This window comes from Actinomadura rupiterrae (assembly GCF_024172125.1).
Lineage (GTDB): Bacteria > Actinomycetota > Actinomycetes > Streptosporangiales > Streptosporangiaceae > Spirillospora > Spirillospora rupiterrae.
Genome location: NZ_JAMZEA010000013.1, coordinates 219,292 through 244,899, shown reverse-complemented (window position 1 = coordinate 244,899; position 25,608 = coordinate 219,292). Strand labels below are relative to the sequence as shown.

The window sequence follows — 25,608 nt, the reverse complement described above, 5'->3', positions numbered from 1 at the left end:
CACCCAAAACAGCCGAACAGGTGTGCGAAGAATCCGGGATTCCGGCGGACGTGCGGAAGCCGCATTACCCCGCAGGTCATCGTCTTGGTGACATTCCTGTCGGTAGCGTTCGAGGCGTGATGACGACCACCGCGCACCCCGAGACCCTGTCCTCCTCCTACGGCGACGTCCGGCCGATCGGCGAGCAGTTGCGCGCCTGGCGGCAGCGGCGCCGGCTGAGCCAGCTGGAGCTGGCGTCGGAGGCGGACGTGTCGACCCGGCACCTGAGCTTCGTCGAGACCGGCCGCTCGGCGCCCAGCCGCGAGATGGTGCTGCGGCTGGCCGAGCACCTGGACGTCCCGCTGCGCGACCGGAACCTGCTGCTGGTGGCGGCCGGGTTCGCGCCGGTGTACGCCGAGACGCCGATGGAGGAGCCGCGCATGGACGCGGTGCGCGGCGCGCTGCGGCAGGTGCTGGACGGCCACCAGCCCTACCCGGCGGTGGTGGTGGACCGCTTCTGGAACCTGGTGGACGCCAACGACGCAGCGTCGATCTTCACCGACCTCGCGCCGCCGCACCTGCTGGAGCCGCCGCTGAACGTGCTGCGCCTCAGCATGCACCCCGACGGCATCGCCAAGTACATCCTCAACCTCGGCGAATGGCGCGCGCACATGGTCGACCGGGTGCGGCGCCACGTCGCGCTCACCGCCGATCCGGCGCTGGAGCGGCTCTATAAGGAACTGCGCGATTTCCCCGGATCGGATCCGCTGGAAGAGGCGGCCGTTCCGTCCACCGGACACGATGTCTTCGTCCCGCTTCGCATCCGGGTGGACGGCACGGACCTGTCGTTCTTCAGCACCATCGCGACCTTCGGCACGCCGGTCGATATCACCGTCGCCGAATTGGCCATCGAGTCGTTCTACCCGGCCGACGCCGCCACCTCCGACTACCTGCGGTCCCGCGCCGGCTGGTGAGGGTCAGGTCGCCTCGGGTTCGTTGACGGGGACCGTCGCCGCGGGCTCCGGCTCCGGCTCCGAGGCGGCCTCGCGGGGTGCGGCGTGGCCGGCGACGGGGCAGCTGGCGGGCGGGGTGCGGTCGCGGGCGCGGCGGGCGAGCCGCTCGCGCTGCTCGGTTTCCAGGAGGTCGTGGTGGATGCGCTCGGGCGGGACGCCGAGCCGCTCCAGCGCGGCGGTGGTGGTGCGGATCATGGCGGGCGGGCCCGCGACGTAGGCCTCGTGCTCGGACCAGTCGCGGAACCGGTCGAGGACCTCGGCGGCCGTGCCGTGCAGCGTCTTGGCCCCGACCGGTCCGTCGCGGCGCGGGTCGTCCGACAGGACCGGGACGACGCGCAGCCGCGGGCAGGACGATTCGAGCAGCCGCAGTTCGGCCAGGTCGTACAGGTCGCGTTCGGTGCGGGCGGCGAACAGCAGGTGCACCTCGCGGTGCCCTCCGGCGGACGCGGCCTGCTCGGCGATCGCCTTGAGCGGCGCGAGCCCGGTGCCGCCCGCCACCAGCAGCAGGTCGCGCCCGGAGTCGGCCGGCCGCGCCTCCACGGGCCGCGCCTTGCCGGACGGCGTGCCGGTGGGCCGGGGCTGGGCGGGAGGTGTCAGCGTGGACGGTGTTTGCGTGGACGGTGTCTCGGTGGGGAGTGTCATGGCGCCGAGCGCCGGGCCGAGCAGTACGGTGTCGCCGGCGGTGGTGTGCCGGACGAGCGTGCCGCTGACCCAGCCGCCGGGGACGGCCCGGACGTGCAGCCGGAGCATGCCGTCGGCGCGCGGCGCGTTGGCGATCGAGTACGGCCGCCAGACGCGCGGCCAGCGCGCGGTCTGGACGGTGATGTACTGCCCGGCCGCGAACCGCAGCGGCTGGCTCGGCCGCAGGGTCAGCACGGCGATGTCGGGAGCGCGGCGCTCGTGCTCCACGACCTCGGCGACCCACCAGGGCGGGGCGTCGGACGCGTCGCGCTCGGCCGCGGCGATCATGATCTCGGCGGCCGCGCCGAACGCGCCGGTCCAGGCCGCCTCGGTCTCGGCCGTCCAGGCGTCGCCGGAGAAGCGGCGCAGCGTGGCGAGCAGCGCCGCGCCGACGGCGGGGTAGTGCTCGGGCCGGACGCCGAACTTGCGGTGGTCGCGCCCGAGCTGGCTCAGGTAGTGGGCGAGGGAGTCGGGGCTGTCCAGGCTCCACACCAGCGTGGTGAGCGCGTGGAACAGCCGGTCGCGTTGCAGGTCCATCGCGGGCGGGAACAGTGTGCGCAGGCGCGGATTCTCGGCGAATAGCCGGCCATAGAAATAGGCGGTGGCGCGTTCGCCGTCCGGTTCGATGTGCGTGAAGCTCTCTTTGACGATCCGGGGTTCCAGGGACATTTGCCAGACTCGCCCCCCAGGTGCATTTTTTTGCCGGTCACCGATGTTCCCCGGCGCTTCGGGCGCCCTCGGCGTTGTCCGACTCTCCGAGATTCTCGCACCGGAGGGCGGGTTTTCTCAACCGTTTCGCGCCAACTGCCGTGCATTATGTCGAAGCGTAATCGCGCCGTCATTGCCAGTCATCGCCGATAATGGTTTTCGGAGATGAATACTGATCGGTATTCATCCGCTGGGGGCGGGTACTTCACAGCGGTATCCGCAAGCCGTCAAGGGATTCGGAGATTTCCCGGCGGCCGCCGCCCGCGCGGATAAGTCCGCACTATCGGTGCGTGATTCTCTACCCGAACCGCAGGTTGCGGATTATTTGCCCAACGCGCCCCGTAACCACCATCGCGGCCGACCGCCCCGCCCGCACGCCGACCGGCCCGTCCGCCGAGCCGCCGCCGGGACGTCCCGGGACGTGGGGACCGTGCGGCACGGCGGCCGAGACGGGAAGGCGGATCCGCGGCTGGACCGGTGTATGGGGCGTTGGCCTGCGGAAACCAGGCGGATGAGGCAAGCTGGCGCGGTAGCCGGGCCTACTGGGGGTGGACGGCCGACTACGGGCATGCAGCATCATGGCCCAGCGAAAGCGGAATATCGCCGCACTCCGGGATGGCGCAGACGTCCCGGAGGCAGGGAGGGAAACCGCGCATGGTGGACACGACAGGGCATGCCGCCGGGGACGAACCGTCCGGCGGACGGCGCGCAGGCGACCAGCGGCCAGGCGACCAGCGGCCCGCAGACCAGCGGCCAGGCGACCAGCGGCCCGCAGACCAGCGGCCCGCAGACCAGCGGTCCGCGGAACGGCGGTCTGCCGAGCAGCGCCCGGGGGAGCGGGGGCCGCGGCCACCGCTGATCGGGATCACGACGTACCTGGAACCGGCGCGCTGGGGCGTGTGGGTGCGCGAGGCGGCGGTGCTGCCGGCCGGGTACGTCCGGTCGGTGGAGCGGGCGGGCGGCGTGCCGGTGCTGCTGCCGCCCACCGGCAGCCTGCGCGGTGTCGCGGCGCTGGTGGACGGCCTGGACGGGATCGTGTTCGCCGGCGGCGCGGACGTCGACCCCGAGCTGTACGGCGCGGACCGGCACGCCGAGACCGGCGCGCCGCAGCCGGGCCGCGACCGGTTCGAGCTGGCGCTGGTGCGCGCCGCGATCGACGCCGACCTGCCGTTCCTGGCGATCTGCCGGGGCATGCAACTGCTCAACGTCGCCCGCGGCGGCGGGCTGGTCCAGCACCTGCCGGACGCGGTCGGGCACCGCGGGCACGCGCCCGACATCGGCGTGATCGGCCGGCACCGCGTCCGGATCAGCCCGACCAGCACGGTCGGGAAGATCCTCGGCGATGTCGCGGACGTCCCGACCTACCACCACCAGGCCGCCGACCGGCTCGGCAAGGGCCTGGCCGCGGTCGCCTGGGCCGACGACCAGGTGGTGGAGGCGGTCGAGCTGCAGGGCCACCGGTTCGGCCTGGCCGTCCAGTGGCATCCGGAGGAGGGCGACGACCGGCGGCTGTTCGAGGCCCTGGTCGCCGAGGCGACCGGCCGCTGAGCACGATCGCGCCGGGCGGCCCGGAAGCGGTTGGGCCCCGGGTCGGCGGGGAAGGCGTTGAGGACCGTCGTCGATCCGGGAGGGTGCCGCGTGCCGCTCGATCCGTCCACCGAACGCTTCCTCGCCGGCCTGCGCGGGCCGGGTGAGGACCCCTGGACGATCGAGGAGATGCGGCGGCTGAGCGATCTGCGGTTCCCGGTCGAGCGCCGGGAGCTGCCGCACGTGGCGGACCTGGCCGTCCCCGGCGCGGACGGCGCGGTCCCGGTCCGCCTCTACCGTCCCGCGCCGCGCGCCCGGGGTCCGCTGCCGGCGCTGGTCTACCTGCACGGCGGCGGCTGGGTGCTGGGCGGCATCGAGAGCGTGGACCAGGCCTGCCGCGACCTGGCGGCCGAGATCGGCTGCGCGGTGCTGAGCGTGGGGTACCGGCTGGCGCCCGAGCACCCGTTCCCGGCTGCGGTCGAGGACGCCTGGACGGTCGTCGAGGCCCTGTCCCGCGATCCGGAGCGGTTCGACGCCGATCCGGGCGCTATCGCGGTCGCCGGGGACAGCGCGGGCGGCAACCTGGCCGCCGTCGTCGCGCTGCTGGCCCGCGACCGCGGGGTCCGCCTCGTCCACCAGCTGCTGGTGTACCCGGTGACCGACACCTCCACCGACACCGCGAGCTGGGACGCCTACGGCGAGGGGTACGGCCTGGATGCCGCGACCCTGCGCCGGTTCGCCGCGCTGTACCGCGCCGGGGCCGACCCGGCCGATCCGCGGCTGGCGCCGCTGCGCGCGCCCGACCTGTCCGGGCTGGCCCCCGCGACGGTGATCACCGCCGACCACGACATCCTGCGCGACGAGGGCGAGGCGTACGCGCGCCGCCTGGAGCTGGCGGGCGTCCAGGTGTCGCACCGCCGCTACCCGGGCACGATCCACTCCTTCTTCCTGCTGCCGGAGATCTTCCCGGCCGGGCTGGAGGCCCGGGCGTTCGCGGTGCGGCGGCTGCGCTCGGCCTTCGCGGCGGTGCCCCGCTGACGGGCGGCCGTGGGACGATCGGCCGTGCGTGATCGGGAGGCCGGACGGCCGCACGAAGGGCACTCGTGGGAGGACTGCGCGGATGACGACCAACGCGACCGGGGAAGCGCGCTATGACTGCTATGAGCGGCTGAAACTGGACTGGGCCGCGCCGCGCGTGCTGCGCGTGACGCTCAGCGCGCCGGGACGCCTGAACGCCGTGGACGCCACCGGGCATGGCGAGCTGGCCGAGATCTGGCGGGACGCCGACACCGACCCGGCGGTCCGCGCGATCCTGATCCGCGGCGAGGGGACGGCCTTCTCGGCGGGCGGCGACCTGTCCATGATCGAGGAGATGATGGACGACCACGCCGCCCGCGTCCGCATCATGCGCGAGGCCCGCGACATCGTGATGAACGTGGTGAACTGCGGCAAGCCGGTGGTCAGCGCGGTGCAGGGACCGGCGGTCGGCGCGGGGCTGGCGGTCGCGCTGCTGGCCGACATCTCGGTGGTGGGCCGCACCGCGAAGATCATCGACGGGCACACCCGGCTCGGCGTCGCGGCGGGCGACCACGCGGCGCTGGTGTGGCCGCTGCTGTGCGGGATGGCGAAGGCCAAGTACTACCTGCTGCTCAACGACACCCTTTCCGGCGAGGAAGCCGAACGTATCGGCCTGGTCAGCCTGTGCGTGGACGACGCGGACGTGCACGAGCGCGCCCTCTCGATCGCCACGCGCCTCGCCGAGGGCGCGCCGGAGGCGCTCGCGTCCACCAAGCACGCCCTCAACAGCTGGCTGCGGCTGGCGCAACCGACCTTCGACGCGTCGCTGGCGATGGAGTTCCTCGGGTTCGCCGGGCCCGACGTCCGCGAAGGCGTGGCCGCATTGCGCGAGAAGCGCCCGCCGAAGTTCGACTGAGCCGGTTCGACCGGTTCAGGCGTTCGACCGGTTCAGGCGTTCGGCCGGGTCAGGGGAGCAGGCCGAGGCGCCGGGCCTCGTTCACCGCCTGGAGCCGGTCGCGGTAGCCGAGCTTGTCGTAGACGTGCTCCAGGTGCTTGCCGACCGTCCGGACGCTGATGCGGCGCAGCGTCGCGATCTGCCGGGCGGTCAGGCCGTCGGCGAGCAGGGTCAGGACGTCCAGCTCGCGCTCGGTCAGGCCGGCGCGCCGCCGCGCCTCCTCGCGGACGCCGTCCAGGACCGGCCCCGCCGGGCAGGCCAGGTCGAGGACGGTCAGGACGGGCCGCAGCGACCGGACGAGGTCCAGCGCCGCGTCCGGGAAGTCCGATCCTGAGCGGATGAGGTACCAGCCCGCGCCGCGCACCGGCGTGCGCGGTCCGACCGACAGCGCCATGTGGTGCATCAGGCCCATCGGCCGGTAGAACCCCAGGTAGGCGGGGTGGTTGCGCCAATCGCGGGCGGCGATGAGGTCGCTCATCCGCAACGGGTCGGGGTCGTCGGGGCGGTGCTGGTAGTGCCGGATGGTGGGGATGTCGGGCAGCACCGAGGCCAGCCGACGCTCGTCATCGGGGGCCGCCGGGGGATCGCTGCGGATCTCGGCCGTCCCGGCGGCGAGGTCGACGGCCGCCCAGCCGACCACGTCCGCGCCGATGGCCTCACCCAGGCATGCGGCCACCGCGGCCAGGCACGCGGCCCGGTCGGGGAGCCCGGCGCACTGGTAGCTCAGCTCGCGCGGGTCGAATTTCGGCGTCATCGGGAGCTCCGGCGGGAGCGGGACGTCCGGAGGGGTCAATACGTATTGTTCCCCATGCCGCCGGGAGCAGCGGGTGTCTAGCGTGAGTGGGGCGGGGGCGAAGCGAGGCCGGAATCCCGTGCCGGGGGTTGCGGGGCTCCCGGCACGGGACTCCGGCCTCGGTTCCGCCGCACGCCGCGCGGCCGGCGCGCTAGGAGAAGCGCCTGGCCAGCGCGGCCAGGCCGGTGGCGTAGATGCCGACGGTGAGGGTCTTGGCCATGGCCTCCTCGTCGCCGGCGTCGGCAGAGAAGTCGGCGGACCACTCCACGAACGCCTCGCCGGTGACGGTCACCGGGACGACCCGCAGCGTCGCGCGGCAGCGCCGCACCGGCAGCGGGCACTCCAGCACCTCGTACCGGTAGGTGCGGGCCTGGTCGTCCAGGGCGGTGAGCCTCTCGCGGAACACCGTGTCGCCCGGACCGATGATGCGCCGGACGCAGCCGACCCGGTCGGACGGTCCGCCGTCCTCGATGAGGCCGGTGTCCACGCCCGGCATCCACTCGGCGAGGTTGCCGAAGTCGCGCAGGTAGGCCCACACGCGGTCGGCGGACGCGGGCAGGACGGCGCTGGCGTAGGCGGGCGGCTGCGCGGGCGGCAGCAGGGCCGGGTCGTCCGGCCCCTGGTCCGGTGGCGCGGGCATCGCGCCCGCCGGGTTCGCGGTCGCGCCTGCGCGGCCGGGGTTCGTGCCTGCGCGGTCGGGGTTCGTACCCGCGCGGGTGGGCTTCGTGCCTGCGGGGGTGGAGGGGACGCTGGGCGTGGCGGGCATGGCGGCTCCTGGGGCGGGGCGGGTCGCGGGTGGATCCGGCGGAGTGGATCACCACGGCCCATGCTCCACCGGGGGTGTGATCCAGGCAACAATCGCGGCATCATCGGACGCGTCGCCGAAGCGGTTTCGGCGCCGACGACCGGGAGGACGCCGTGCTGCTCGCCGACCTGGCCCATCGGGGCGCGACGCTGTGGCCGGAACGCACCGCCATCACCGGGAACGGGCACCACCGCACCTACCGTGAGCTGCATGAACGCGCGGAAGCCTGGCGGCGGCTGCTCGCCGGGTCAGGCGTGCGGGCCGGCGACCGGATCGCGCTGCTGTCGGTGAACGTCCCGGACGTGCTGGAAGCGGCGTTCGGAGCGTCCCTTATCGGCGCGGCGGTCGTCCCGCTGAACGTGCGGCTGAGCGCGGAGGAGATCCGCTTCCAGGTGCGGGACGCCGGGGCGCGGCACGCGGTCGTTCACCCCGCGCTGGAACCGCTCGCCCGGTCCGCAGGCCTGCACGCCCTCACCTGCTGGACGATCGGCCCGGAGACCGAAACAGCGCTCAGCCGGGCACCCGCATCGGACCTGCCCCGTCCGGACCCGGACGCGCCGGTGATGCAGCTGTACACCTCCGGGACGACCGGACGCCCGAAAGGGTGCCTGCTGTCGAACCGGGCGTGGGTCGTGGCGTCCTCCAACGTCGTCCAGGCGCTCGGCCTCACCGGCGACGACCGGCTGCTGGGCGCGCTGCCGCTGTTCCACGTCGCCGGATACGGCGCGGCGCTGGCGCAGCTGGCGGTCGGCGGGACGGTCGTGCTGCCGCCCGGCGCGGCGCCCGAGCAGGTCTGGCCGGTCATCGCCGAGCACGGCGTCACCGTCGCGATCTTCCCGACCGGCACCGGCCGCGCCCTGCGCCACGAGGCGGCCGCGCCCGCAACCCTGCGCCTGCTGTTCGGCATCGCCGCCACCGAACGCCCCCGCACGCTGGAGGCGCTGCGCGAGCTGGGCATCGACTACCGCGGCATCTACGGTTCGACCGAGGCCGGGAACTTCGTGTCGATTTCCACGCTCGCCGACGAGCTCGCCCGCCCCGGCACGGTAGGGCGCCCGCTCCCGCCCTTCGACATCAGTGTGGACGCCCCGCCCGGCGAGGTCGGCGAGCTGCTGGTGCGCGGCGCGACGCTGATGAGCGGCTATGCGGGCCTGCCGGAGGCGACCGCCGAGGCGCTGCGCGGCGGTTGGCTGCACACCGGCGACCTGCTGCGCCTGGACGTCGACGGCTACCTCTACTTCGTGGACCGCGCCAAGGACATGGTGAAGTCCGGCGGCGAGAACGTCTACAGCGCTGAGGTCGAGCGCGTCCTCGCAGGCCATCCGGCCGTGCTGGACGTCGCGGTCGTCGGCGTCCCCGACCGGCGCTGGGGCGAGGCGGTGAAGGCGCTGGTGGTCGCGCGCGGCGAACTCACGCCCGCCGAGCTGGACGCGCACTGCCGCGGCCGCCTGGGCGGGTTCAAGCGGCCCCGCTGGTACGAGCTGGTCGAGGCGATCCCGCGCAACCACTCCGGCAAGATCCTCAAACGGGAGCTGCGCGCCGCGCACGACCCCGCCAAGGCCGTCCGGATTTCCGAGGACGACCGGATTTCCGGGGACGGCGCAAAGCCCGCCGGCGGCCAGGGCGGCGGCGGTAGCGTGCCGGCATGAACCGGCGGGCGTTCCTGGTGGCCGCCGCCCTGGCGGCCGGCGGTGAGAGCGCGCTCGCGGGCTGCGGCGGGTCGGGCCGGCGGACGGCCCTGCGGCTGGTGACCGGCGAGAAGGGCGGGCCGTACCAGGCCCTTGGGGACCGGTTCGCGGCCGAGCTGCGGCGCGGCGGGTTCGCGGTGACCGTGGTGCCGACCAACGCCAGCGTCCAGAACCTGGAGATGCTCGCCGGCGGACGCGCCGACGTCGGGTTCGCGCTGGCCGACAGCGCCGACCAGGCCGTCCGCGTGGAGCACCGGCAGGTCGCCGCGCTCGCGCGCATGTACATGAACTTCGTGCACATCATCGTCCGCGCCGACTCGCCCGTCACCAGGGTCGCCGATCTCGCCGGACGGCCCGTCTCGCTCGGCGCGGACGGCTCGGGCACCGCCGTCACCGCCGAGCGGATCCTGGCCGTCGCGGGCCTGTCCCGCCCCGCGCACGCCGTCAAGTACGGGCTGGACCGGTCGATCAAGGCGCTGCTGGCCGGCGAGCTGGCGGCGGCGTTCTGGTCGGGCGGCGTCCCGACTCCGGCGCTGACCGCCCTGGCGCAGCGCGTCCGGATCCGGCTCGTCCCGCTGGACGAGGACCTGGTCACCAAGCTGCGCCGGACCTACGGCCCGGTCTACGACCCGGCGGCCATCCCGGTCACCGCCTACGGCGCGTCCGAACCGACCGACACCGTCAGCACCGCCAGCTACCTGATGTGCCGCGTGGCGCTGCCTCGCGACGTCGCGTACCGCGTGACCGAGCGGCTGTTCACCAGCCGCGACCGCCTGGCCGCCCCCGAAGCCCCCGGCGGACGCCTGGACCGCCGCTTCGCCATCGGCACCGGCGCCGTCCCCCTGCACCCCGGCGCCTCCCGCTACTACAAGTCCGTCTTCGGCTAGCCCCCGGGAGCCTGCCAGGGTTGGAAACGGGTCTCCACCACCAGGCCGCGGGGGTGGTTGGGGAGAAGGGTGAGCCGCGCACCGCAGGAGGCGGCCTCGGCGGCGGCGATCGACAGCCCCAGGCCGCTGCCGGGAAGGTCGGCGTGGTCAGGAGCGCGCCAGTAGCGCTCCAGGGCTTTCGCGCGGTCCTCCTCGCTCAGGCCCGGCCCGGTATCGGCGATGCGCAGCACGAGGTCGTCCGCGTCCAGGGTCACCGTGACCGAGCCGCCGGACGGGACGAACTTGTGCGCGTTGTCCAGAACGATCTCGGCGATGCGCGCCGCCGAGCCCGGGACGGCCCGGACGCGCAGGAGCGGTGGCAGCCGCACCGAGAACCCGACCTCCAGAGCGTCGAACACCTCCCGCCAGGCCTCCAGCATCGGTGCCAGCTCGGCGACGATGTCCAGCTCGCTCGCGATCGGCGCCCTGCCCTCGGCCCGGGCGAGTCTCAGCAGGTCGGTCACGATCCTGGCCAGCCGGTTCAGCTCGTCGGCGGTCTCCTCGAACTCCGGCCCGCCCGCCGGCGCCAGGTAGGGGCGCAGGTTCTCCAGCCGGAACATCAGCGCGGCGAGCGGGTTGCGCAGCTCGTGCGAGACGTCGAAGGCGAAGTCGCGGTACCGGGCCATCGCGGCGGCGACCGCCTCGACCATGTCGTTGAACCGCTGCTCCAGCCGGCGCAGCTCCGGCGGGCCGAGGCGCGCGGTGGTCCGCGTCCCGAGCTTGCCCTCGGCGATGCACTGCGTCGCGTCGTCCAGCTCGGTGACCGGCCGCAGGATCCACCAGGCCAGGACGCGCGCGACCAGCACCGCGAAGGCCAGCACGACGAGCCCGGCCAGCAGCAGCGCCGCCCACACCCAGGCGATGTCGGTGCGGGCGTGCGCGGTCGGCGCGAGCAGCAGGACGGCGCCGGAGATCTGCGCGTCCCGCCCGGACGGCTCGGCGATCAGCACGTGCTGCGGCCCGAACGGCGTGAGCGAGGGCAGGGCGTCGGTGGTGCGGCCCGACAGCGCCAGCTCGATCGCCCGGTGGTCCGGGACGAGCCCGCCGCCGGCCCTGGCGACCATGACGCCGTCGCGGTCGCCGATCCACACCGACGCGCCGTACAGCGCGGCGTACCGGGAGATCTCCGGCTGCAGCGACTCGCGGTCGCCGGTGCGCGCGGCGAGGTCGGCCAGCTCGGCGAACCGGGTCGCGTCGGCGCGCCGGTCCAGCAGCAGGCGGCCGGTCCGGTGCGAGGCGTAGGCGCCGCCGAGCGGCACCGCCAGCCCGGCGATGACCAGGACGACCAGGGTGGTGAAGACCGCGACGAGCCGGGTCCTCACGGCGGGCCGTCCCCGAGCCGGTAGCCGGTGCCGACCAGCGTGACGACCAGCCAGCTCCGGTCGGTCTTGCCGCGGATGTTGCGGACGTGCACGTTCAGCGCCCGCGACGCCGACATCGAGGTGTCGCCCCACAGCGCCAGCAGGATCTCCTCCCGCGCGCACACCTCGCCCGGACGGCTCGCCAGCACCGCGAGCACGTCGAACTCGCGGCGAGACAGCGGCACGTCCCGGCCCGCGACCGTCACCCGCCGGGCGGGCACGTCCACCACCACGTCCCCGGCGGTGACCCGCTGCCCCCGCGCCGGCCGCGCGCCGCGCCGCACGACCGCCTGCATCCGCGCGAGCAGCTCGTCCGGGCGGACGGGCTTGACCAGATAGTCGTCCGCGCCGCGGTGCAGCCCCTTCAGCACGTCGCCCGCGCGCGCCGTGACGACGATCAGCGGGACGGTGGAGACCCGCCGCACCTGCTCCAGCGCCTTCAGCCCGTCGCAGTCGGGCAGGCCGAGGTCGAGCAGCACGAAGTCCGCGTCGGCCGCCATCCGGACGCCGTCGGCGGCGGTCCGCGCGTGCCGCACCTCGTACCCGCCGCGCCGCAGGTGCGTGGACAGGGCGGCGGTGAGGCGCAGGTCGTCCTCGACCAGCAGTACCCGCATGGCCGTCAGGCTAGAGGGCCGGACGGGCCGGGCACAGCGCCGTGCCCGCCCGGGTCTCGGCCGTCCGGGGACCGGCCGCCCGGGGCCCGGTGCGGGCGCGGCGTTCGGGGGCGCGGACGATCCGCACCTCGGCGCGGGCCGTCGGCTCCTCCAGGCTGAGGTCGGTGAGCGGCGGGGACGGGGGGAACGGGAGGAGCTCGTCGTCGGGCTCCGGCATGGGGATCACCTCGGCAGGTGAGGCCCCCGCCCGGGGCGGGCGGGGGCGGGGACGGCGCGGACGGGATGTCCGCGCGGCACGGCTACACGCGCGCGGCGGCGGGCTCGGGGGTGTGCTCCCGGCGGGACAGCGCCGAGTCCCGGGTCTCGCGCATGCGGATGTAGACCAGCAGGGACACCGCCGCGCACGCGGCGACGTACCAGAAGAAGCCGGACTCGGCGCCTCCCTTCTTGAACCACAGCGCCACGTACTCGGCGGTCCCGCCGAACAGCGCGTTGGAGATCGCGTAGGGCAGCGCGACCCCGAGCGCCCGCACGTGGGTGGGGAACAGCTCGGCCTTCACCACCGCGTTGATGGAGGTGTAGCCGGTGACGATGACCAGGCCGGTGAGCATGAGCGCGAACGCGCTCCAGAACCCGGACGCGTGGCCGAGCGCGGTCATCAGCGGGACGGTCCCGACCGTCCCGGCGATGCCGAACGCCATGAGCAGCGGCCGCCGTCCGATGCGGTCCGACAGCGCCCCGGCCAGCGGCTGGAGCAGCGCGAACACCAGCAGCGCGAAGAAGCTCACCAGCGACGCGGTGCTCTTGGGCAGCCCGGCGGTGTTGGACAGGTACTTGGTCAGGTAGGTGGTGTAGGTGTAGTAGGCGAGCGTCCCGCCCATCGTCAGCGCGATCACCAGGACGGCCTCGCGGCGGTGCCGGAGCAGCTCGCGGACGCTCCCGCGCTCGGCCGCCGGAGCGTCCTGCGCGCCGGTCTGCTCGGCGAACGCCTCGGTCTCCAGCAGCCGGCGCCGCAGGTAGAAGATGACGGCCGCGCTGAGCGCGCCGACCACGAACGGGATGCGCCAGCCGTAGGACTTCAGCGCGTCCTCGCTCATCGTCCGCTGCAGGACGATCTGCAGCCCGAGCCCGAGCAACTGCCCCGCCGTCATCGACACGTACTGGAAGCTGGAGGCGAACCCGCGCCTGCCGGGCGGTGTCGCCTCGGTGAGGTAGGTCGAGCTGGCCGCGTACTCGCCGCCGACCGACAGCCCTTGCATGAGCCGCGCGACCAGCAGCACCACCGCGCCGAAGTACCCGACCGAGGAGTAGGTCGGGGCGACGGCGATGAGCAGCGCGCTGCCCGACATCAGCGTGACGGTGAGCGTGAGCGCGGCCTTGCGGCCCCGCCGGTCGGCGAACCGGCCGAGCAGCCAGCCGCCGACCGGGCGCATGAAGAACCCGACGGCGAAGATGCCCGCGGTGTTCAGCAGCTGCGCGGTGGCGTTGCCCTTGGGGAAGAACGCCGAGGCGAAGTAGGTGGCGAAGCTGGCGTAGACGAACCAGTCGTACCACTCGACCAGGTTGCCGACCGAGCCGCCGAACACCGCCCGCCACGGGACGCGTGCCGGGCGGTTCCCGGGGCTGGGACGGCTTTCGGGGGTAGGACGGTTCTCGGGGGTGGAGCCGTTCTCGGGGGTGGGAGCGGACACCGTGTGACCTCCTGCGATTCACGGCGTCGGGGGAAACGCCGGTGCTCGGAGCCTCGCGGTGTCCGCGGCCCGGGTCCAGGCTTGGGCGCCCAGACCTAATCCGCCGTTAACACGCCGGAAAGATCGTCCGCCCAGGCCGGAGGGTGCGGACGGCTCGTCCTGGACGGGTCGGTAGGAGCGCGCGGGACGGGTCGGTAGGAGCGGGGGAGGGGTCAGTAGGAGCGGGGGAGGCCGAGTTCGTGCTGGGCGATGTGCGCCAGGACGAGCTCCTCGGCGACCGGGATGTTCTTGGCGATGCGCGCGTCGCGGAACATCCGCGCGATCGGGTACTCCAGGGAGTAGGCCATGCCGCCGAAGGTCTGGAACGCGCGGTCGGCCGCCTGCCACGCCGCGTCCGCCGCGGTGAGCTTGGCGATGTTGGCCTCCGAGCCGCACGGGCGGCCCGCGTCCCAGAGCCAGGCGGCCTTGTAGGTCATCAGCCGGGCCAGCTCGACCTGCGCCTTGATCCGCGCGAGCGGGAACGCGACCGCCTGGTTGGCCCCGATCGGGCGGCCGAACGGGGCGCGGTCGCGGGCGTAGTCGCACGCGGTGTCCAGCACCAGCTCGCCGAACCCGACTCCGCTGGCGGCGGCCAGGATCCGCTCGGGGTTGAGGATGTCCCATAGGACGGCGAAGCCCTCGTCCGGCGTGCCGAGCACGTGGTGGGCGGGGACGCGCACCTCGTCCAGGAACACCATGCTGGACGCGACGGTGTTGGTGCCGAGCTTGGGGATCGGCTGGTAGGTGAGCGTGCCGTCCGCGAGGGCCTGCTTGAGGTCCACCAGCAGGACGGTGAAGCCGTTGGTGCGCGGTCGCGCCTCCGCGGCCGGGATCGTCCGGGTGACCAGCACCAGGAAGTCGGCGCGCTCGACGCCGGAGATCCAGATCTTCTGCCCGGACACCACGTAGTGGTCGCCGTCGCGCCTGGCCTGGGTGGTGATGGCGATCGCGTTGCTGCCCGCGTCCGGCTCGGTGATCGCGAAGCAGGTCTCCAGCTCGCCCGCGGCGATGCGGGGCAGGAACGCGCGGCGCTGCGCCCCGGTGCCGTGCCGGGCGATGGTCAGGCCGCCGAACGCCGGGGTGAGCAGGTACATGAACGAGGCGGCGCCGCCCGCGCCGCCCGCGGCCAGGGTCTCCAGCGCGACGGCCAGCTCCAGCAGGCCCTGTCCGGCGCCGCCGTACTCCTCGGGGATCGCCAGGCTGTGCCAGCCGCCGGCGACCAGCTCCCGCCAGATCTCCTCGGGCCACCGCTTCTCGGCGTCGCAGCGGTCCCAGTACGCCTGGTCGTACTTCCGGGCGATCGCCCGGACGCCCTCCCGCACGGCCGCAGCGCCTTCAGGCAGGTCGAAGTCCACTCGCGCCTCCATCCGACGTCGTCTGCGCCGCCACCGTAGCGCATGGCGTAAGTGGTCACTGACGTCGGGGAGGGGGCGGGCCTAGGCGCGCAGGGTCTTGGCGACGGTGAGCAGGACGGCCGCGTCCTCGGACGCCTCCAGCGAGTGCACCGCGTCCGGGACGACCAGCAGGTCGCCGGTGATGCCGTCCCAGGCGTCGCCGCCGGCGACCAGCCGGACGCGCCCGTGCAGGACGTGCACGGTCGCGTCGCCCGGACCCTCGTGGTCGTCGAGGCGGGTGCCCGCGCGCAGGGCGATGAGGGTCTGCCGGAGCGGGTGCTCGTGGCCGCCGTGCACCGTCTCGGCGGACCGTCCGCTGGACGCCTCGCGGGCCCGGCCGAGGTGCTCGCGGACCAGCGCGGTGAGCGAAAGCTTGTTCATCATTCCCCTGGAGGACGTGGCGGGCCTGCTACACCACAGGTTTTCCCCGCCGCGGTCACGCCCGCGCAGGGGCCGTGCCACGCCCGGGTCATGCCCCGGGAAAGTTCCGCCTTCAATGCCGATATTTCAGGCTTATGGCCCTTGCTGAACCGTCCCACCGGGAGCCGTGAGCGTACCCTTGAAATCAGCCTGTCTTTCCGGCTAGAGAGGCCTTGCCATGGAACCGCACCTTCTTGCTACCGCCTCCCACGTCGGCGCGGGCCTCGGCGTGTGGCTGGGCCCCGTGGTCGGCGCCGCCGCCGTCGCCACCATGCTGTTCCTCGTCGGGCGCGGCCTGCTCGGCACCATCAACGCCGGCCGCCACCGCACCGTCCACCGCGAGGACGACTCCCACCTGGACTCGCTCGAACACGGCGGCTTCTACCGCTACGAGCCGGGCATGTACTCCCATTCCGATGTGGAGCCCGAGCCCGCGCACGCGCCTTCCAAAACGCAGCCCTGAAAAGCCGGTCCCATAAGGGATTAATGGCGTCCGTCAGCCGGTCAGGATCGACTGGATGGACTTGGTGACCAGTTCGGCGGCGTCCCGGGCGTCCAGGCGTCCCTGCCGGACCTGGCCGGACGCGCCGTGCATCACGAAGTGCATCACGTTGACCAGCCAGTCGGCGGGCATGTCGGTGCGGAAGGCGCCCTCGTCCTGACCCCGCCGGACCAGGTCGGCCATCCGCGCCGCCGGTGAGTCGTGCATCTCCAGGATGCGCTCGGGTGACAGCACTTCCTCGGCCGCGCCCAGCAGCGCCGCCGACTCGGCCACCACCTCCCAGCTGGAGGCCAGCAGCCGCGCCATCGCCTCCCCGGCGTCGCCGGTCAGGTCGACCGCCGACAGCGTCCGCTCGCCCGCCGCCAGCGCGTCGGCCAGCGCCGCCTCGACCAGGTCGGCGCGGGTGCGGAAGTGCCCGTACAGCGTCATCCGGCCCACGCCCGCCGCCTTGGCGATGTCGTCGACCTTGGCGTTGGGGTCCGAGCTGAGCAGGGCGCGGGCGGCGGACACGATCCGGGCGATGCTGCGCTCGGCGTCGGCGCGGCGCCTGCCGCCGCCGGTGGATGCGGTCATGGAGATCATCATAGCTCGTACGTGTGAGTACGGGTTATAGTCCGGACCAGGAATTCGTACATCCAAGTACGAGTTATGGTCCGGCATGGAGAATCCGATGACCCGAAACGCAGAAACACAGCTCGACCGGAGGGCCGAGCAGCCGCCGGTCGCGGCACCGCATCCGGCGCGCTGGCGCATCCTGGGCTTCCTCGGCGTTGCGCAGCTCATGCTGATCCTGGACGTCACCGTCGTGGCGATCGCGCTGCCGCACATCGAGACCGACCTCGGCCTGAGCCGCCAGGCCCTCACCTGGACGGTCAGCGCCTACACCCTCGCGTTCGGCGGGCTGATGCTGCTCGGCGGGCGGCTCACCGACCTGCTCGGCGCCAAGCGCGTGGTGCTGGCCGGGCTCGTCCTGTTCACCGCGGCCTCGCTGGTCACCGGGCTGGCCGATGGGGCGGGCGTGCTGCTGGTCGGACGCGTCGCGCAAGGAGTCGGCGCGGCGATGCTGTCACCGTCGGCGCTGTCGCTGGTGGTGGCGCTGTTCGACGGCGAGGAGCGGAACAAGGCGCTGGGCGTCTGGTCGGCGCTCGGCGGCGGCGGTGCGGCGCTCGGCGTCCTGCTCGGCGGGCTGCTGACCGCCGGACCGGGCTGGCCGTGGGTGTTCTTCGTCAACGTGCCGATCGGCCTGGTGATCGCGGTCGTGCTGGCCGTGCTGCTGCCCGGCGGTCCCGTCCCGGCGGCCCGGCCGCGCATCGACCTGCTCGGCGCCGTGCTGGTGACCGCGTCCACCGCGGCGCTGATCTACGCGCTCATCGGCGCGGGCGAGCACGGCTGGCTGTCGGCGTTCACCGGCGGCCTGGTCGCGGCGGCCGCGGCCGGGTACGCGCTGTTCGTGCTGTGGCAGCGCAGGGCGTCCTCGCCGCTGATGGACGTCCGGCTGCTCGTGCGGCGCCCGGTGGCGACCGGCGTGCTGCTGATCTGGCTCGCGACCGCGCTGATGATCGCGATGTTCTTCCTGGGCACCTTCTACTTCCAGCACGCGCGCGGGTACGGCGCGCTGCGCACCGGCCTGCTGTTCCTGCCGGTGGCGCTCGCGACGATGGCCGGAGCCAACCTGACCGGCCGCGTGATCGGACGCCTCGGCGCGCGCGTCCCGGCCGTCGCGGGCCTGCTGGTCTCGGCGCTCGGGCTGGCCGTCCCGGCCGTGTCGATGACCCCGGTCACCGTCACGGCCGGCGTGGCGGTCGCGGCTGCGGGCGTGGGCGCGCTGTTCGTCGTCGCGTCCGCGACCGCGCTCGGCCGGGTCGCGCCGCACGAGGCCGGGATCGCCTCGGGCATCGTCAGCACCTTCCACGAGTTCGGCGCGTCCTTCGGCGCGGCCGTGGTCTCCAGCGTCGCCGCCGCCAGCCTGGCCGGCACGACCCTGGACGGCTTCACCCGAGGCTTCACCGCCGCCGCGGCCACCGCGGCGGCCGGTGCGCTGGCCACCGCGTTCCTGACCCCTCGCCGGGACTGACCGGTGCCGCACGGCGGTGCCGGACCGCGGCCCTGCCCGGCGCCCGCCTCACGGGACGAGGCGGACGGGCAGGCTGCGGTGCCCGTTGGAGATGAACGACGCGAGGGGGCGCAGGTCGTCCGGCGGGACGGCCAGCGCCATGCCGGGGAAGCGCTCGAACAGCGCCGGGAGCGCGACGGCCGCCTCCAGCCGCGCGAGCGGCGCGCCGAGGCAGTAGTGGACGCCGTGGCCGAAGGCCATGTGCTCCTTGTCGGCGCGGGTGAGGTCGAAGGTGTCGGCGTCGTCGCCGTGCAGGCCCGGGTCGCGTCCGGCGGCGGCGTAGCAGGCGAGGATCGCGTCGCCCTTGCGGAACGCGGTCCCGCCGTCCAGCTCGATGTCCTCGACGGCGAAGCGCAGCGGCAGGTTCGCGATCGGCGGCTCGGCGCGCAGCGTCTCCTCGATCACGTCGTCCCAGGTGGCGCGGCCCGTCCGGACGTGCTCGCGCTGGTCCGGACGGGTGAGCAGGGCGTGGATCGCGTTGTCGAGGAGGTTGACGGTCGTCTCGTGCCCGGCGCTGACGAACAGGACGAGCGTGTCGACCAGCTCGTCCTCCGACAGCGTCGAGCCGCCGTCCCGCGCGGCGATCAGCGCGCTGGTCATGTCGTCGGCGGGATGCGCCCGCTTCTCCTCGATGAGCGCGCGCAGCACCGCCTGCAGGCGCGGGTAGGCGGCCGCGGTCTCGGCCGGGGTGGCCGTGGTGCGGAAGAACGCGTCGACGCACTCGCGGATCTCCACGCGCGCCTTGGTGTCCGCGATGCCGAACAGCTCGCAGATCACGCTGATCGGCAGCGGGTAGGCGAGCCGCTCGCGCAGGTCCACCGGCGCGCCGGGCGGGGTCGCGGCGAGTTCCTCCAGCAGGCCGTCCACGATCGCCTCCACCCGGGGGCGCAGCGCCGCGGTCCGGCGGACGGTGAACGCGCTGGAGATGAGCCGCCGCAACCGGCGGTGGTCGTCGCCGTAGGCGGTGAGCATGTTCCGGACGGCGACCCAGACGAACAGCTGCCATTCCGGGCCGACCTCGCCGTTGATCAGCGGCGGCCAGTGCAGGTAGCCGTCCTTGGACACCCGGTCGTCGGTCAGCAGCCGCCGCAGCAGCGCGGGGTCGCTGACCGCCCACGCCGGGACGCCGCCCGGCAGCAGCGCCGGCGTCGCGGGGCCGCGGGCGCGGATCCGGGCCGCGTCGCCCTGCACGTCGGTGCCCGTGGGGTCGATGACGAACGGGTCGCGGTCTTCGGGAAGGCCCATCGGACGCTCCAGAGGTCGGCCTGAACGTGGCGGTGCGCCTTCACGATCCGTCCGGCGACGACCACGCGCAAGGCCGGTGCCTCCGGCGGCCCGGCGCATACGCTCGTCTCGTGGACGCCGCCGACGCCAGCCCGAGCCCGCACATCGACGTGGACGAGGCGGGCCGGACCCTCGCCGACCCGACCGCCTACGCCGACGAATCCCGCTTCCACCGGGCGGCGGGGCTGCTGCGCCGCGACGACCCGGTCCGCTGGGTCGAGCCCGAGGGCTACGCGCCGTTCTGGGCGGTCACCCGGCACGCCGACGTGCTGGAGGTCGAGCGCCGCAACGACGTGTTCCTCAACGCGCCGCGCCTGGTCCTGGGGACGGCCGAGTACGACGCGATGCGCGCCGCGGGCGGCGGGACGCGCACGATCGCCCACATGGACGAGCCGGAGCACCGGGCCGTCCGCAAGATCGGCGCCGACTGGTTCCGGCCCCGCGCGATGCGCGCGCTCGAACCGCGCGTCCGGGAACTGGCGCGCCGCTATGTCGACCAGATGGCCGCGCTGGACGGCGAATGCGACTTCGTCGAGCACGTCGCCGTCCGGTTCCCGCTGTACGTGATTTTGTCGCTGCTGGGCCTGCCCGAGTCCGACTTCGACCGGATGCTGGCGCTGACCCGCGAGCTGTTCGGCGCCGACGACGCCGAACGCAGCCGGGGCACCGGCGCCGCGCAGCGCCGGGCCGTCCGCGACGACCTGTTCGCCCTGTTCGCCGACCTCACCCGGGCCCGCCGCGCGCACCCCACCGACGACCTCGCCTCGGCCATCGCCAACGCCCGCATCAACGGCGAACCCCTGACCGACCGCGAGACCGCGTCCTACTACGTCATCATCGCCACGGCCGGGCACGACACCACCTCCGCGACGATCTCCGGCGGCCTGCACGCCCTGCTCACCCACCCCGACCAGCTCCGCCGCCTCCAGGACGACCCGGGCCTGATGCCGACCGCCGTGGAGGAGATGGTCCGCTGGGTGACGCCCGTCAAGGCCTTCATGCGCACCGCCGCCGCCGACGTCGAGCTGTGCGGCCGGACGATCCGCACCGGCCAGGCCGTCCTGCTGTCCTACCCCAGCGCCAACCGCGACGAGGACGTCTTCACCGACCCGTTCCGCTTCGACGTGGCCCGCGACCCCAACAAACACCTCGGCTTCGGTTCCGGCGTCCACTACTGCCTGGGCGCCGCGCTGGCCCGCCTAGAAGTCCGCGCCTTCTTCGACGAACTCCTGCCACGCCTCGTCCACCTGGAACCAGCCGGCCCCGCAGTCGCCACAGCGACCACCTTCGTCGGCGCCCTCAAACACCTCCCCCTCCGCTACACCCTGACCCCGCAGCGCTAACCGCGCCGCCCCCCGGGCGGCCCTCCGGCACGCGTGAACGGACACGGCCCGCTGCTCGGCTACCTCACCTCGATCGAGATCGAAGACGGCTACCCGCTGCCGCTGCGCGACGGCATCACCGCCGCGCTCCCCGAACCCGAAGCCCGCGCGCGTGCGCTGCAAAGCACGGTCGCCGAGTACGGCAACCTCGTCCACATCCTGCACCGCGACGAGCGCAGCACCCTCGAAGCCCGGTACCACGACGACGGCGCCTTCATCTGGTTCCGGCTAGCCCAAAATCAACGTCCTGACGCCCCGGCTGTGCCGCAAGCCGCCATCCCGGCACGCAGCATCCCCGACCCGCCTGAACCAGACCCCGACGAGCCGTTCCCGCCGGCCTTGACGGCACTGAACCGCCATCAGCACGCCTCCGGCCTCGGCGATGTCGATTTCGAACTGCTGGACGCCTTCAGCGCAGGCGCGGTGACGGGGTGGACGGACGACCCGGAGGCCGAGCGGGAGTTCCGCGTGTTCGGCGTCACCGGCGACGGCGGCTCGGTCGCGTTCTGGCTCGTCCACCCGGACCGTCCGATGGAGGAGCAGCCGGTGGTGTGCCTGGGCGGGGAAGGCGACGTCGGCCCGGTCGCCAGCGACCTCTGCGACCTGCTCCACCTGCTGGCCGCCGGCGTCGGCCCCTTCGAAGCCGTCACCTACGGCCCGCCCTTCGACGACGCCGTCCCGAACCCCGCCATTGCCGACATCGCAACGGCCCACCTCGGCCCCCGCGACACCCGCACCGCCGAGGCGATCCTCGCCGATGCCACCAACCGCTACTCCGACATCAAGGACCGCCTCCGCAGCAGCCTCGGATGATGCGGATCACAGTGTGACGGTGACATAGGGGTGTCGCGGCGGGACGCCAAGGTCGTGGGCATGGCGAACACGATGGTCACGACCGGCGCGGACGTGGTGCACGAAACCCGCAAGTTCAACGAGGAATACGCAAAAGCGTTGCAGGGCCAGCCACGGCTGGACGAGATGGACGTCGCGGACGTCCGCGCGATGGCGCGCCGCTCAGCCCCGCCGCAGCTTTCGCACGCCCGCGTGCGGACGATCCAAGGCCGGGCCGGTGAGGTGCCCGTGCGCATCCTGGCCCCCGACCGCGTGGACGGGGTGGTGCTGCACTTTCACGGCGGCGGCTGGGTGGCCGGGGCGGCCGACGACCGCGACCCGCAGTTGTGGGAACTGGCCGAGACCGCGCGGGTCGCGGTGGTCAGCGTGGACTACCGGCTCGCGCCCGAGCATCCCTTCCCCGCAGCGGTCGACGATGCCGAGGACGCAGCTCGCTGGTTGACCGAGCACGCATTGGAGGAGTTCGGCACCGACCGGCTCGCGGTCGCCGGTGAGTCGGCGGGCGCCTACCTGGCGGTGGTGGCGTTGCTGCGGCTCGGAGACCAGGCTCGCGGCTTCTGCGCCGCGCAGCTGACCTACGGCTGCGGCTACGACCTGTCGCTGACGCCGAGCGCCAGGGCCGGAGCCGCCAAGCTGTTCATCCCGACACCGACGCTCCGGTGGTTCGTCGACTGCTTCACACCCGGACTGCCACCGGAGGCGCGGCGTGCCCCGGAGCTGTCGCCGCTGTATGCCGACCTGCGCGACCTGCCGCCCGCGCGGTTCGTGGTCGGCGCCGAGGACCCGCTGCTGGACGACACCCTGTTCCTGGAGGCGCGCTGGCGGGCCGCCGGGAACGCGACCGAACTGGAGATCGTGGCGGACGCCGTGCACGGCTTCGCGCGCTTCCCGCTGACCGTGGCCGAACGCGAGCGGGCGCGCCAGGCCCGCTTCATCCGGCGGGCGGTAACCTCGCGGCGTGAATCGCACTGACCGCCTGTATGCGCTGGTCGAGGAGCTGCGGGCGGTCGCGCCCCGGCCGCGGACGGTCCCGTGGCTCGCCGCCCGGTTCGAGGTGTCGGTGCGGACCGTCCAGCGGGATCTGCAGGCGCTCATGGGGACGAGCGTGCCGCTGCGCTGCGAGCCCGGCCCGCGCGGCGGCTGGTTCGTCGACCCGGCCATGACGCTGCCACCGGTCAACTTCACCGCGGACGAGGCGGTCGCGCTGGCCGTCGCCGTCGCGGGCGCCGAGAGCGGCGCGCCGTTCGCCGGGCCCGCCGGCGCCGCCATGCGCAAGCTGACCGCGGTCATGCCGCGCGAGGCGCTGGACTCGCTGCGGCTCATCGCCCGGCAGATCCGGCTCACCACCACACCGATCCCGTCCGGGGTGCGCGCTGCAGTGGAGGACGCGGTGTCCGGGCACCGCGTCCTCGCGTTGCGCTACGGCGACGCCGCCGGGACGGTGTCCGAACGCGAGGTCGAACCCGCCGGCCTGCTGTCGCGCCACGGCCAGTGGTACCTCATCGGCTGGTGCCGGACCCGCCGCGCCGTCCGCGCCTTCCGCCTGGACCGGATCCAGGACGCCCGGCTCACCTCCGAGTCGGCTCCGGCGCGCGATCTGGCCGGCCTGGCGGATGTGGCGACGGTGGCTCCGGCCTTCCTAGGCGGCATGGACTGAGCCGGGCGGACGCGTCCGCTAGAACCGGTTTCGGGGTGGTGTGGGGAGTGGTTGACTGGCGGCGCTGATCTTCGCGGAGGGGCATGCCTTGGACGACGAGCAGACGCAGGCACATCGGGCGCTGGCGGGTGCGGCGGAGCAGGTCAGTGCGGAGGTGGAGGCGCGGATCCGGGACAGTTTCGGGCGGCAGGGGTTGATGCGGCACCTCGGCGCGCGGCTGGCGCGCATCGCGCCCGGGTGCGTGCACATCGCGCTGCCCGCGCGCCCCGAGGTGACGCAGCAGCACGGCTACTTCCACGCGGGCGCGACCAGCGCGATCGCCGACAGCGCGGGCGGCTACGCGGCCTACACGCTGTTCCCGGACGACAGCTCGGTGCTGACCGTCGAGTACAAGATCAACCTGCTGTCGCCGGCCGAGGGCGACCGCATCGAGGCGGTCGGGACGGTGCTCAAACCGGGCCGGACGCTGACGGTGTGCCGGCTGGAGGTGTTCGGCGTGCGCGGCGAGCAGCGCAAGCTCGTCGCGGCGGGCCAGCAGACGCTCATCTGCCTGGCCGGACGTCCCGACCACTGAAGCGCTTCGGGCTCGACACACGCCCCGAAGTCCGCCGTTCGGCCCGCCCCTTGCTGTATAAAATGTCGCGACATTTCAGGGGTACCAGAGCGCCGGGGGACCACACTTGCAAGCCAGCCATGCCCATGGTGACCTGACCCCGCAGCTGATCGGCACGCCCATCTGGTACGACCAGGCGGTCGCGGCCGCCGGTATCCCGATCTACGACGTGCCGATGGTGTCGGTCGGCGGCGGCCTCGGCTCGTTCATCCTCACCGACGTGCTGCGCATCCAGGGCGCGCCTGCGTCGGCCATCAAGGTGGTGTCCAACAGCGAGACGCCGTGGCAGAGCTGGGAGTACCTGACGCGCGTGTCGCAGCTGCCCGCGCACGAGCGGATCCGCTCCGACGCCGGCGCGCGGCCCGACAACCTGTGGGGCTTCCCGTCCTACGCGCTGCACGAGGCGTGGCAGGACAAGTCGCTGGCGCTGGTCTGGCAGGTGCTGGTCGAGCCGGTCTTCGCCGACTTCTTCAGCCCCCGGGCCGGGACGGTCTTCGCGACCGTCCAGAAGGAGGCCCAGCGCATCGGCTACTGGGACATGCTCGCGTCCGGCCAGGTGCGGATGGTGCGGCGCCGCGCGGGCGGCGGCTACTTCACCCTGGTCACCCCGCCCGCCGGGACGACCCCGACCAAGCGGATCGCGATCCGCTCCCGCTACGTGCACCTCGCCGTCGGCTACCCGGGCTTGAAGTTCCTGCCCGACCTGCAGGAGTTCCGCGAGACCCACAACGACTACCACCGCGTCGTCAACGCCTACGAGCCGCACGAGCACGTGTACGAGTTCCTCAAGTCGCGTCCGGGCGCGGTGGTGGTGCGCGGCGCCGGGATCGTCGCCTCGCGCGTCCTGCAGCGGCTGATCGACGACCGGGAGCGGCTCGGCCTGCAGACCCAGATCGTGCAGGTGTTCCGCACCTACATCGCCGGGACGCACGGACCGGGCGTCTGGATGCGGCGCAAGGGCGGCGACGGCTGGGCCTACCAGGCGTTCACCTTCCCCAAGTCGGCGTTCGGCGGCCAGCTGAAGGCGCAGTTCCGCGCCGCGCAGGGAGACAAACGCAAGGAGCTGTCCAAGGCGGTCGGCGGCACCACCACGCCACGGCTGCGCCGCTGGCAGGGACAGTTGCAACGCGGCCGGCAGGGCGGCTGGTACCACGCCGTCCAGGCCATCGTGGAGAAGGTCGAACCCACGCGGGACGGACGCCTGCTCAGCCACATCCGCAGCGACAACGGGCAGCGGAACCAGATCGCCTCGGACTTCGTCATCGACTGCACCGGCCTGGAGGCCGACATGGCCGAGCACCGCGTGCTGGCCGACCTGCTGCAGAACGGCGGCGCGCGCCGCAACGGCGCCGGGCGGCTGGCGGTCGGCCCGAACTTCGAGGTGCTCGGCGCCGAGAGCGGCGACGGCGCGCTGTACGCGAGCGGCGCGGCGACCGGCGGCAACCACTTCCTGGCCGTCGACAGCTTCATGGGCATGCAGACCGCGGCCCTGGACATCGCCGCGGACCTGGCCCGGCGAGGCTTCGTCAGGCGGCTCGGGCCGGTGCGCTCGACGGGCCAGTGGGTGAAGTGGGCCCTGGGACGACCGGTCTAG

Annotated in this window: 25 protein-coding genes; 14 read left to right on the top strand and 11 right to left on the bottom strand. The window is 73.6% G+C overall.

Annotated features, from left to right (window positions below; all coding sequences use genetic code 11):
- Positions 1 to 119: 119 nt before the first annotated feature.
- Positions 120 to 953: a helix-turn-helix domain-containing protein gene (locus FHU30_RS37885; RefSeq protein WP_253882451.1), complete on the top strand. Its 834-nt coding sequence runs from the start codon at positions 120 to 122 to the stop codon at positions 951 to 953.
- 3 nt (positions 954 to 956) lie between these two features.
- Here the strand turns inward: FHU30_RS37885 and FHU30_RS37880 are convergent, their stop codons facing one another.
- Positions 957 to 2,342, bottom strand: a complete 1,386-nt coding sequence (locus tag FHU30_RS37880) for a globin domain-containing protein (protein WP_253882387.1) — start codon at positions 2,340 to 2,342, stop codon at positions 957 to 959.
- Between the two features lie 693 nt (positions 2,343 to 3,035).
- Between FHU30_RS37880 and FHU30_RS37875 the strand changes: the two genes are divergently transcribed.
- The 3 genes from FHU30_RS37875 (at position 3,036) to FHU30_RS37865 (ending at position 5,841) form a co-directional block, all read left to right on the top strand.
- Positions 3,036 to 3,929 (top strand): gamma-glutamyl-gamma-aminobutyrate hydrolase family protein, encoded by an 894-nt coding sequence (locus tag FHU30_RS37875; protein WP_308211471.1) that lies wholly within the window; start codon positions 3,036 to 3,038, stop codon positions 3,927 to 3,929.
- 90 nt (positions 3,930 to 4,019) lie between these two features.
- A complete protein-coding gene (locus FHU30_RS37870; RefSeq protein ID WP_253882386.1) occupies positions 4,020 to 4,946 on the top strand; it encodes an alpha/beta hydrolase in 927 nt (308 codons plus the stop codon).
- A gap of 82 nt (positions 4,947 to 5,028) precedes the next feature.
- Positions 5,029 to 5,841: an enoyl-CoA hydratase/isomerase family protein gene (locus FHU30_RS37865; RefSeq protein ID WP_253882385.1), complete on the top strand. Its 813-nt coding sequence runs from the start codon at positions 5,029 to 5,031 to the stop codon at positions 5,839 to 5,841.
- 49 nt (positions 5,842 to 5,890) lie between these two features.
- Here FHU30_RS37865 and FHU30_RS37860 read toward each other — a convergent pair whose 3' ends face one another.
- Both FHU30_RS37860 and FHU30_RS37855 read right to left on the bottom strand, forming a co-directional pair.
- On the bottom strand, positions 5,891 to 6,634 hold the full coding sequence (locus tag FHU30_RS37860; RefSeq protein WP_253882384.1) for a response regulator transcription factor: 744 nt from the start codon (positions 6,632 to 6,634) through the stop codon (positions 5,891 to 5,893).
- 190 nt (positions 6,635 to 6,824) lie between these two features.
- The gene (locus FHU30_RS37855; protein ID WP_253882383.1) at positions 6,825 to 7,439 is read right to left on the bottom strand and encodes an SRPBCC family protein; all 615 of its coding nucleotides are present in this window, start codon (positions 7,437 to 7,439) and stop codon (positions 6,825 to 6,827) included.
- 152 nt (positions 7,440 to 7,591) lie between these two features.
- Here FHU30_RS37855 and FHU30_RS37850 point away from each other — a divergent pair, with 152 nt between their 5' ends.
- The gene (locus FHU30_RS37850) at positions 7,592 to 9,127 is read left to right on the top strand and encodes a class I adenylate-forming enzyme family protein (protein ID WP_253882382.1); all 1,536 of its coding nucleotides are present in this window, start codon (positions 7,592 to 7,594) and stop codon (positions 9,125 to 9,127) included.
- The gene (locus FHU30_RS37845; RefSeq protein ID WP_253882381.1) at positions 9,124 to 10,053 is read left to right on the top strand and encodes a TAXI family TRAP transporter solute-binding subunit; all 930 of its coding nucleotides are present in this window, start codon (positions 9,124 to 9,126) and stop codon (positions 10,051 to 10,053) included. The genes FHU30_RS37850 and FHU30_RS37845 overlap by 4 nt, the downstream gene beginning before the upstream one ends.
- On the opposite strand, the gene FHU30_RS37840 is transcribed toward FHU30_RS37845, so the two are convergent.
- The 6 genes from FHU30_RS37840 to FHU30_RS37815 form a co-directional block, all read right to left on the bottom strand.
- Positions 10,050 to 11,414: a sensor histidine kinase gene (locus tag FHU30_RS37840; RefSeq protein ID WP_253882380.1), complete on the bottom strand. Its 1,365-nt coding sequence runs from the start codon at positions 11,412 to 11,414 to the stop codon at positions 10,050 to 10,052. The two genes, FHU30_RS37845 and FHU30_RS37840, sit on opposite strands and share 4 nt — an antisense overlap.
- Positions 11,411 to 12,067 (bottom strand): response regulator transcription factor, encoded by a 657-nt coding sequence (locus FHU30_RS37835; RefSeq protein WP_253882379.1) that lies wholly within the window; start codon positions 12,065 to 12,067, stop codon positions 11,411 to 11,413. Before FHU30_RS37835 ends, FHU30_RS37840 begins: the two co-directional genes overlap by 4 nt.
- Before the next feature lie 10 nt (positions 12,068 to 12,077).
- Positions 12,078 to 12,284 carry a hypothetical protein gene (locus FHU30_RS37830; RefSeq protein WP_253882378.1) on the bottom strand — a complete coding sequence of 69 codons (207 nt, stop codon included), beginning with the start codon at positions 12,282 to 12,284 and terminating at the stop codon, positions 12,078 to 12,080.
- An 82-nt stretch (positions 12,285 to 12,366) separates the two neighbouring features.
- Entirely contained in the window at positions 12,367 to 13,758 is a 1,392-nt protein-coding gene (locus tag FHU30_RS37825) for an MFS transporter (protein WP_253882377.1), read from the bottom strand.
- A 212-nt stretch (positions 13,759 to 13,970) separates the two neighbouring features.
- On the bottom strand, positions 13,971 to 15,152 hold the full coding sequence (locus FHU30_RS37820; protein ID WP_253882376.1) for an acyl-CoA dehydrogenase family protein: 1,182 nt from the start codon (positions 15,150 to 15,152) through the stop codon (positions 13,971 to 13,973).
- 81 nt (positions 15,153 to 15,233) lie between these two features.
- Positions 15,234 to 15,575, bottom strand: coding sequence for a cupin domain-containing protein (locus FHU30_RS37815; protein ID WP_443612900.1), 342 nt, complete (start codon positions 15,573 to 15,575; stop codon positions 15,234 to 15,236).
- 214 nt (positions 15,576 to 15,789) lie between these two features.
- On the opposite strand from FHU30_RS37815, the gene FHU30_RS37810 reads away from it, so the two are divergent.
- Complete coding sequence (locus FHU30_RS37810) at positions 15,790 to 16,074, top strand: hypothetical protein (RefSeq protein WP_253882375.1); 285 nt, start codon at positions 15,790 to 15,792, stop codon at positions 16,072 to 16,074.
- Between the two features lie 33 nt (positions 16,075 to 16,107).
- Here the strand turns inward: FHU30_RS37810 and FHU30_RS37805 are convergent, their stop codons facing one another.
- Positions 16,108 to 16,686, bottom strand: a complete 579-nt coding sequence (locus FHU30_RS37805; protein WP_253882374.1) for a TetR/AcrR family transcriptional regulator — start codon at positions 16,684 to 16,686, stop codon at positions 16,108 to 16,110.
- Positions 16,687 to 16,783: 97 nt separating this feature from the next.
- Here FHU30_RS37805 and FHU30_RS37800 point away from each other — a divergent pair, with 97 nt between their 5' ends.
- Positions 16,784 to 18,187 (top strand): MFS transporter, encoded by a 1,404-nt coding sequence (locus tag FHU30_RS37800; protein WP_253882373.1) that lies wholly within the window; start codon positions 16,784 to 16,786, stop codon positions 18,185 to 18,187.
- Positions 18,188 to 18,235: 48 nt separating this feature from the next.
- Here FHU30_RS37800 and FHU30_RS37795 read toward each other — a convergent pair whose 3' ends face one another.
- Positions 18,236 to 19,471: a cytochrome P450 family protein gene (locus FHU30_RS37795; RefSeq protein WP_253882372.1), complete on the bottom strand. Its 1,236-nt coding sequence runs from the start codon at positions 19,469 to 19,471 to the stop codon at positions 18,236 to 18,238.
- 110 nt (positions 19,472 to 19,581) lie between these two features.
- Between FHU30_RS37795 and FHU30_RS37790 the strand changes: the two genes are divergently transcribed.
- The 6 genes from FHU30_RS37790 to FHU30_RS37765 all read left to right on the top strand — a co-directional run bounded on the left by FHU30_RS37790 (position 19,582) and on the right by FHU30_RS37765 (position 25,608).
- Entirely contained in the window at positions 19,582 to 20,853 is a 1,272-nt protein-coding gene (locus FHU30_RS37790) for a cytochrome P450 (protein ID WP_253882371.1), read from the top strand.
- A gap of 33 nt (positions 20,854 to 20,886) precedes the next feature.
- Positions 20,887 to 21,705 carry a hypothetical protein gene (locus FHU30_RS37785; RefSeq protein ID WP_253882370.1) on the top strand — a complete coding sequence of 273 codons (819 nt, stop codon included), beginning with the start codon at positions 20,887 to 20,889 and terminating at the stop codon, positions 21,703 to 21,705.
- 60 nt (positions 21,706 to 21,765) lie between these two features.
- Positions 21,766 to 22,716: an alpha/beta hydrolase gene (locus FHU30_RS37780; protein ID WP_253882369.1), complete on the top strand. Its 951-nt coding sequence runs from the start codon at positions 21,766 to 21,768 to the stop codon at positions 22,714 to 22,716.
- The gene (locus FHU30_RS37775) at positions 22,703 to 23,401 is read left to right on the top strand and encodes a helix-turn-helix transcriptional regulator (RefSeq protein ID WP_253882368.1); all 699 of its coding nucleotides are present in this window, start codon (positions 22,703 to 22,705) and stop codon (positions 23,399 to 23,401) included. Before FHU30_RS37780 ends, FHU30_RS37775 begins: the two co-directional genes overlap by 14 nt.
- A gap of 88 nt (positions 23,402 to 23,489) precedes the next feature.
- Positions 23,490 to 23,975 carry a PaaI family thioesterase gene (locus FHU30_RS37770; RefSeq protein ID WP_253882367.1) on the top strand — a complete coding sequence of 162 codons (486 nt, stop codon included), beginning with the start codon at positions 23,490 to 23,492 and terminating at the stop codon, positions 23,973 to 23,975.
- Between the two features lie 106 nt (positions 23,976 to 24,081).
- The gene (locus FHU30_RS37765; protein WP_253882366.1) at positions 24,082 to 25,608 is read left to right on the top strand and encodes an FAD/NAD(P)-binding protein; all 1,527 of its coding nucleotides are present in this window, start codon (positions 24,082 to 24,084) and stop codon (positions 25,606 to 25,608) included.

Coding starts and splice junctions, on each gene's coding strand:
- FHU30_RS37885 (WP_253882451.1), top strand. CDS start 120: ATGACGACCACCGCGCACCCCGAGACCCTGTCCTCCTCCTACGGCGAC.
- FHU30_RS37880 (WP_253882387.1), bottom strand. CDS start 2,342: ATGTCCCTGGAACCCCGGATCGTCAAAGAGAGCTTCACGCACATCGAA.
- FHU30_RS37875 (WP_308211471.1), top strand. CDS start 3,036: ATGGTGGACACGACAGGGCATGCCGCCGGGGACGAACCGTCCGGCGGA.
- FHU30_RS37865 (WP_253882385.1), top strand. CDS start 5,029: ATGACGACCAACGCGACCGGGGAAGCGCGCTATGACTGCTATGAGCGG.
- FHU30_RS37860 (WP_253882384.1), bottom strand. CDS start 6,634: ATGACGCCGAAATTCGACCCGCGCGAGCTGAGCTACCAGTGCGCCGGG.
- FHU30_RS37855 (WP_253882383.1), bottom strand. CDS start 7,439: ATGCCCGCCACGCCCAGCGTCCCCTCCACCCCCGCAGGCACGAAGCCC.
- FHU30_RS37845 (WP_253882381.1), top strand. CDS start 9,124: ATGAACCGGCGGGCGTTCCTGGTGGCCGCCGCCCTGGCGGCCGGCGGT.
- FHU30_RS37835 (WP_253882379.1), bottom strand. CDS start 12,067: ATGCGGGTACTGCTGGTCGAGGACGACCTGCGCCTCACCGCCGCCCTG.
- FHU30_RS37830 (WP_253882378.1), bottom strand. CDS start 12,284: ATGCCGGAGCCCGACGACGAGCTCCTCCCGTTCCCCCCGTCCCCGCCG.
- FHU30_RS37815 (WP_443612900.1), bottom strand. CDS start 15,575: ATGATGAACAAGCTTTCGCTCACCGCGCTGGTCCGCGAGCACCTCGGC.
- FHU30_RS37810 (WP_253882375.1), top strand. CDS start 15,790: ATGGAACCGCACCTTCTTGCTACCGCCTCCCACGTCGGCGCGGGCCTC.
- FHU30_RS37805 (WP_253882374.1), bottom strand. CDS start 16,686: ATGACCGCATCCACCGGCGGCGGCAGGCGCCGCGCCGACGCCGAGCGC.
- FHU30_RS37800 (WP_253882373.1), top strand. CDS start 16,784: ATGACCCGAAACGCAGAAACACAGCTCGACCGGAGGGCCGAGCAGCCG.
- FHU30_RS37795 (WP_253882372.1), bottom strand. CDS start 19,471: ATGGGCCTTCCCGAAGACCGCGACCCGTTCGTCATCGACCCCACGGGC.
- FHU30_RS37780 (WP_253882369.1), top strand. CDS start 21,766: ATGGCGAACACGATGGTCACGACCGGCGCGGACGTGGTGCACGAAACC.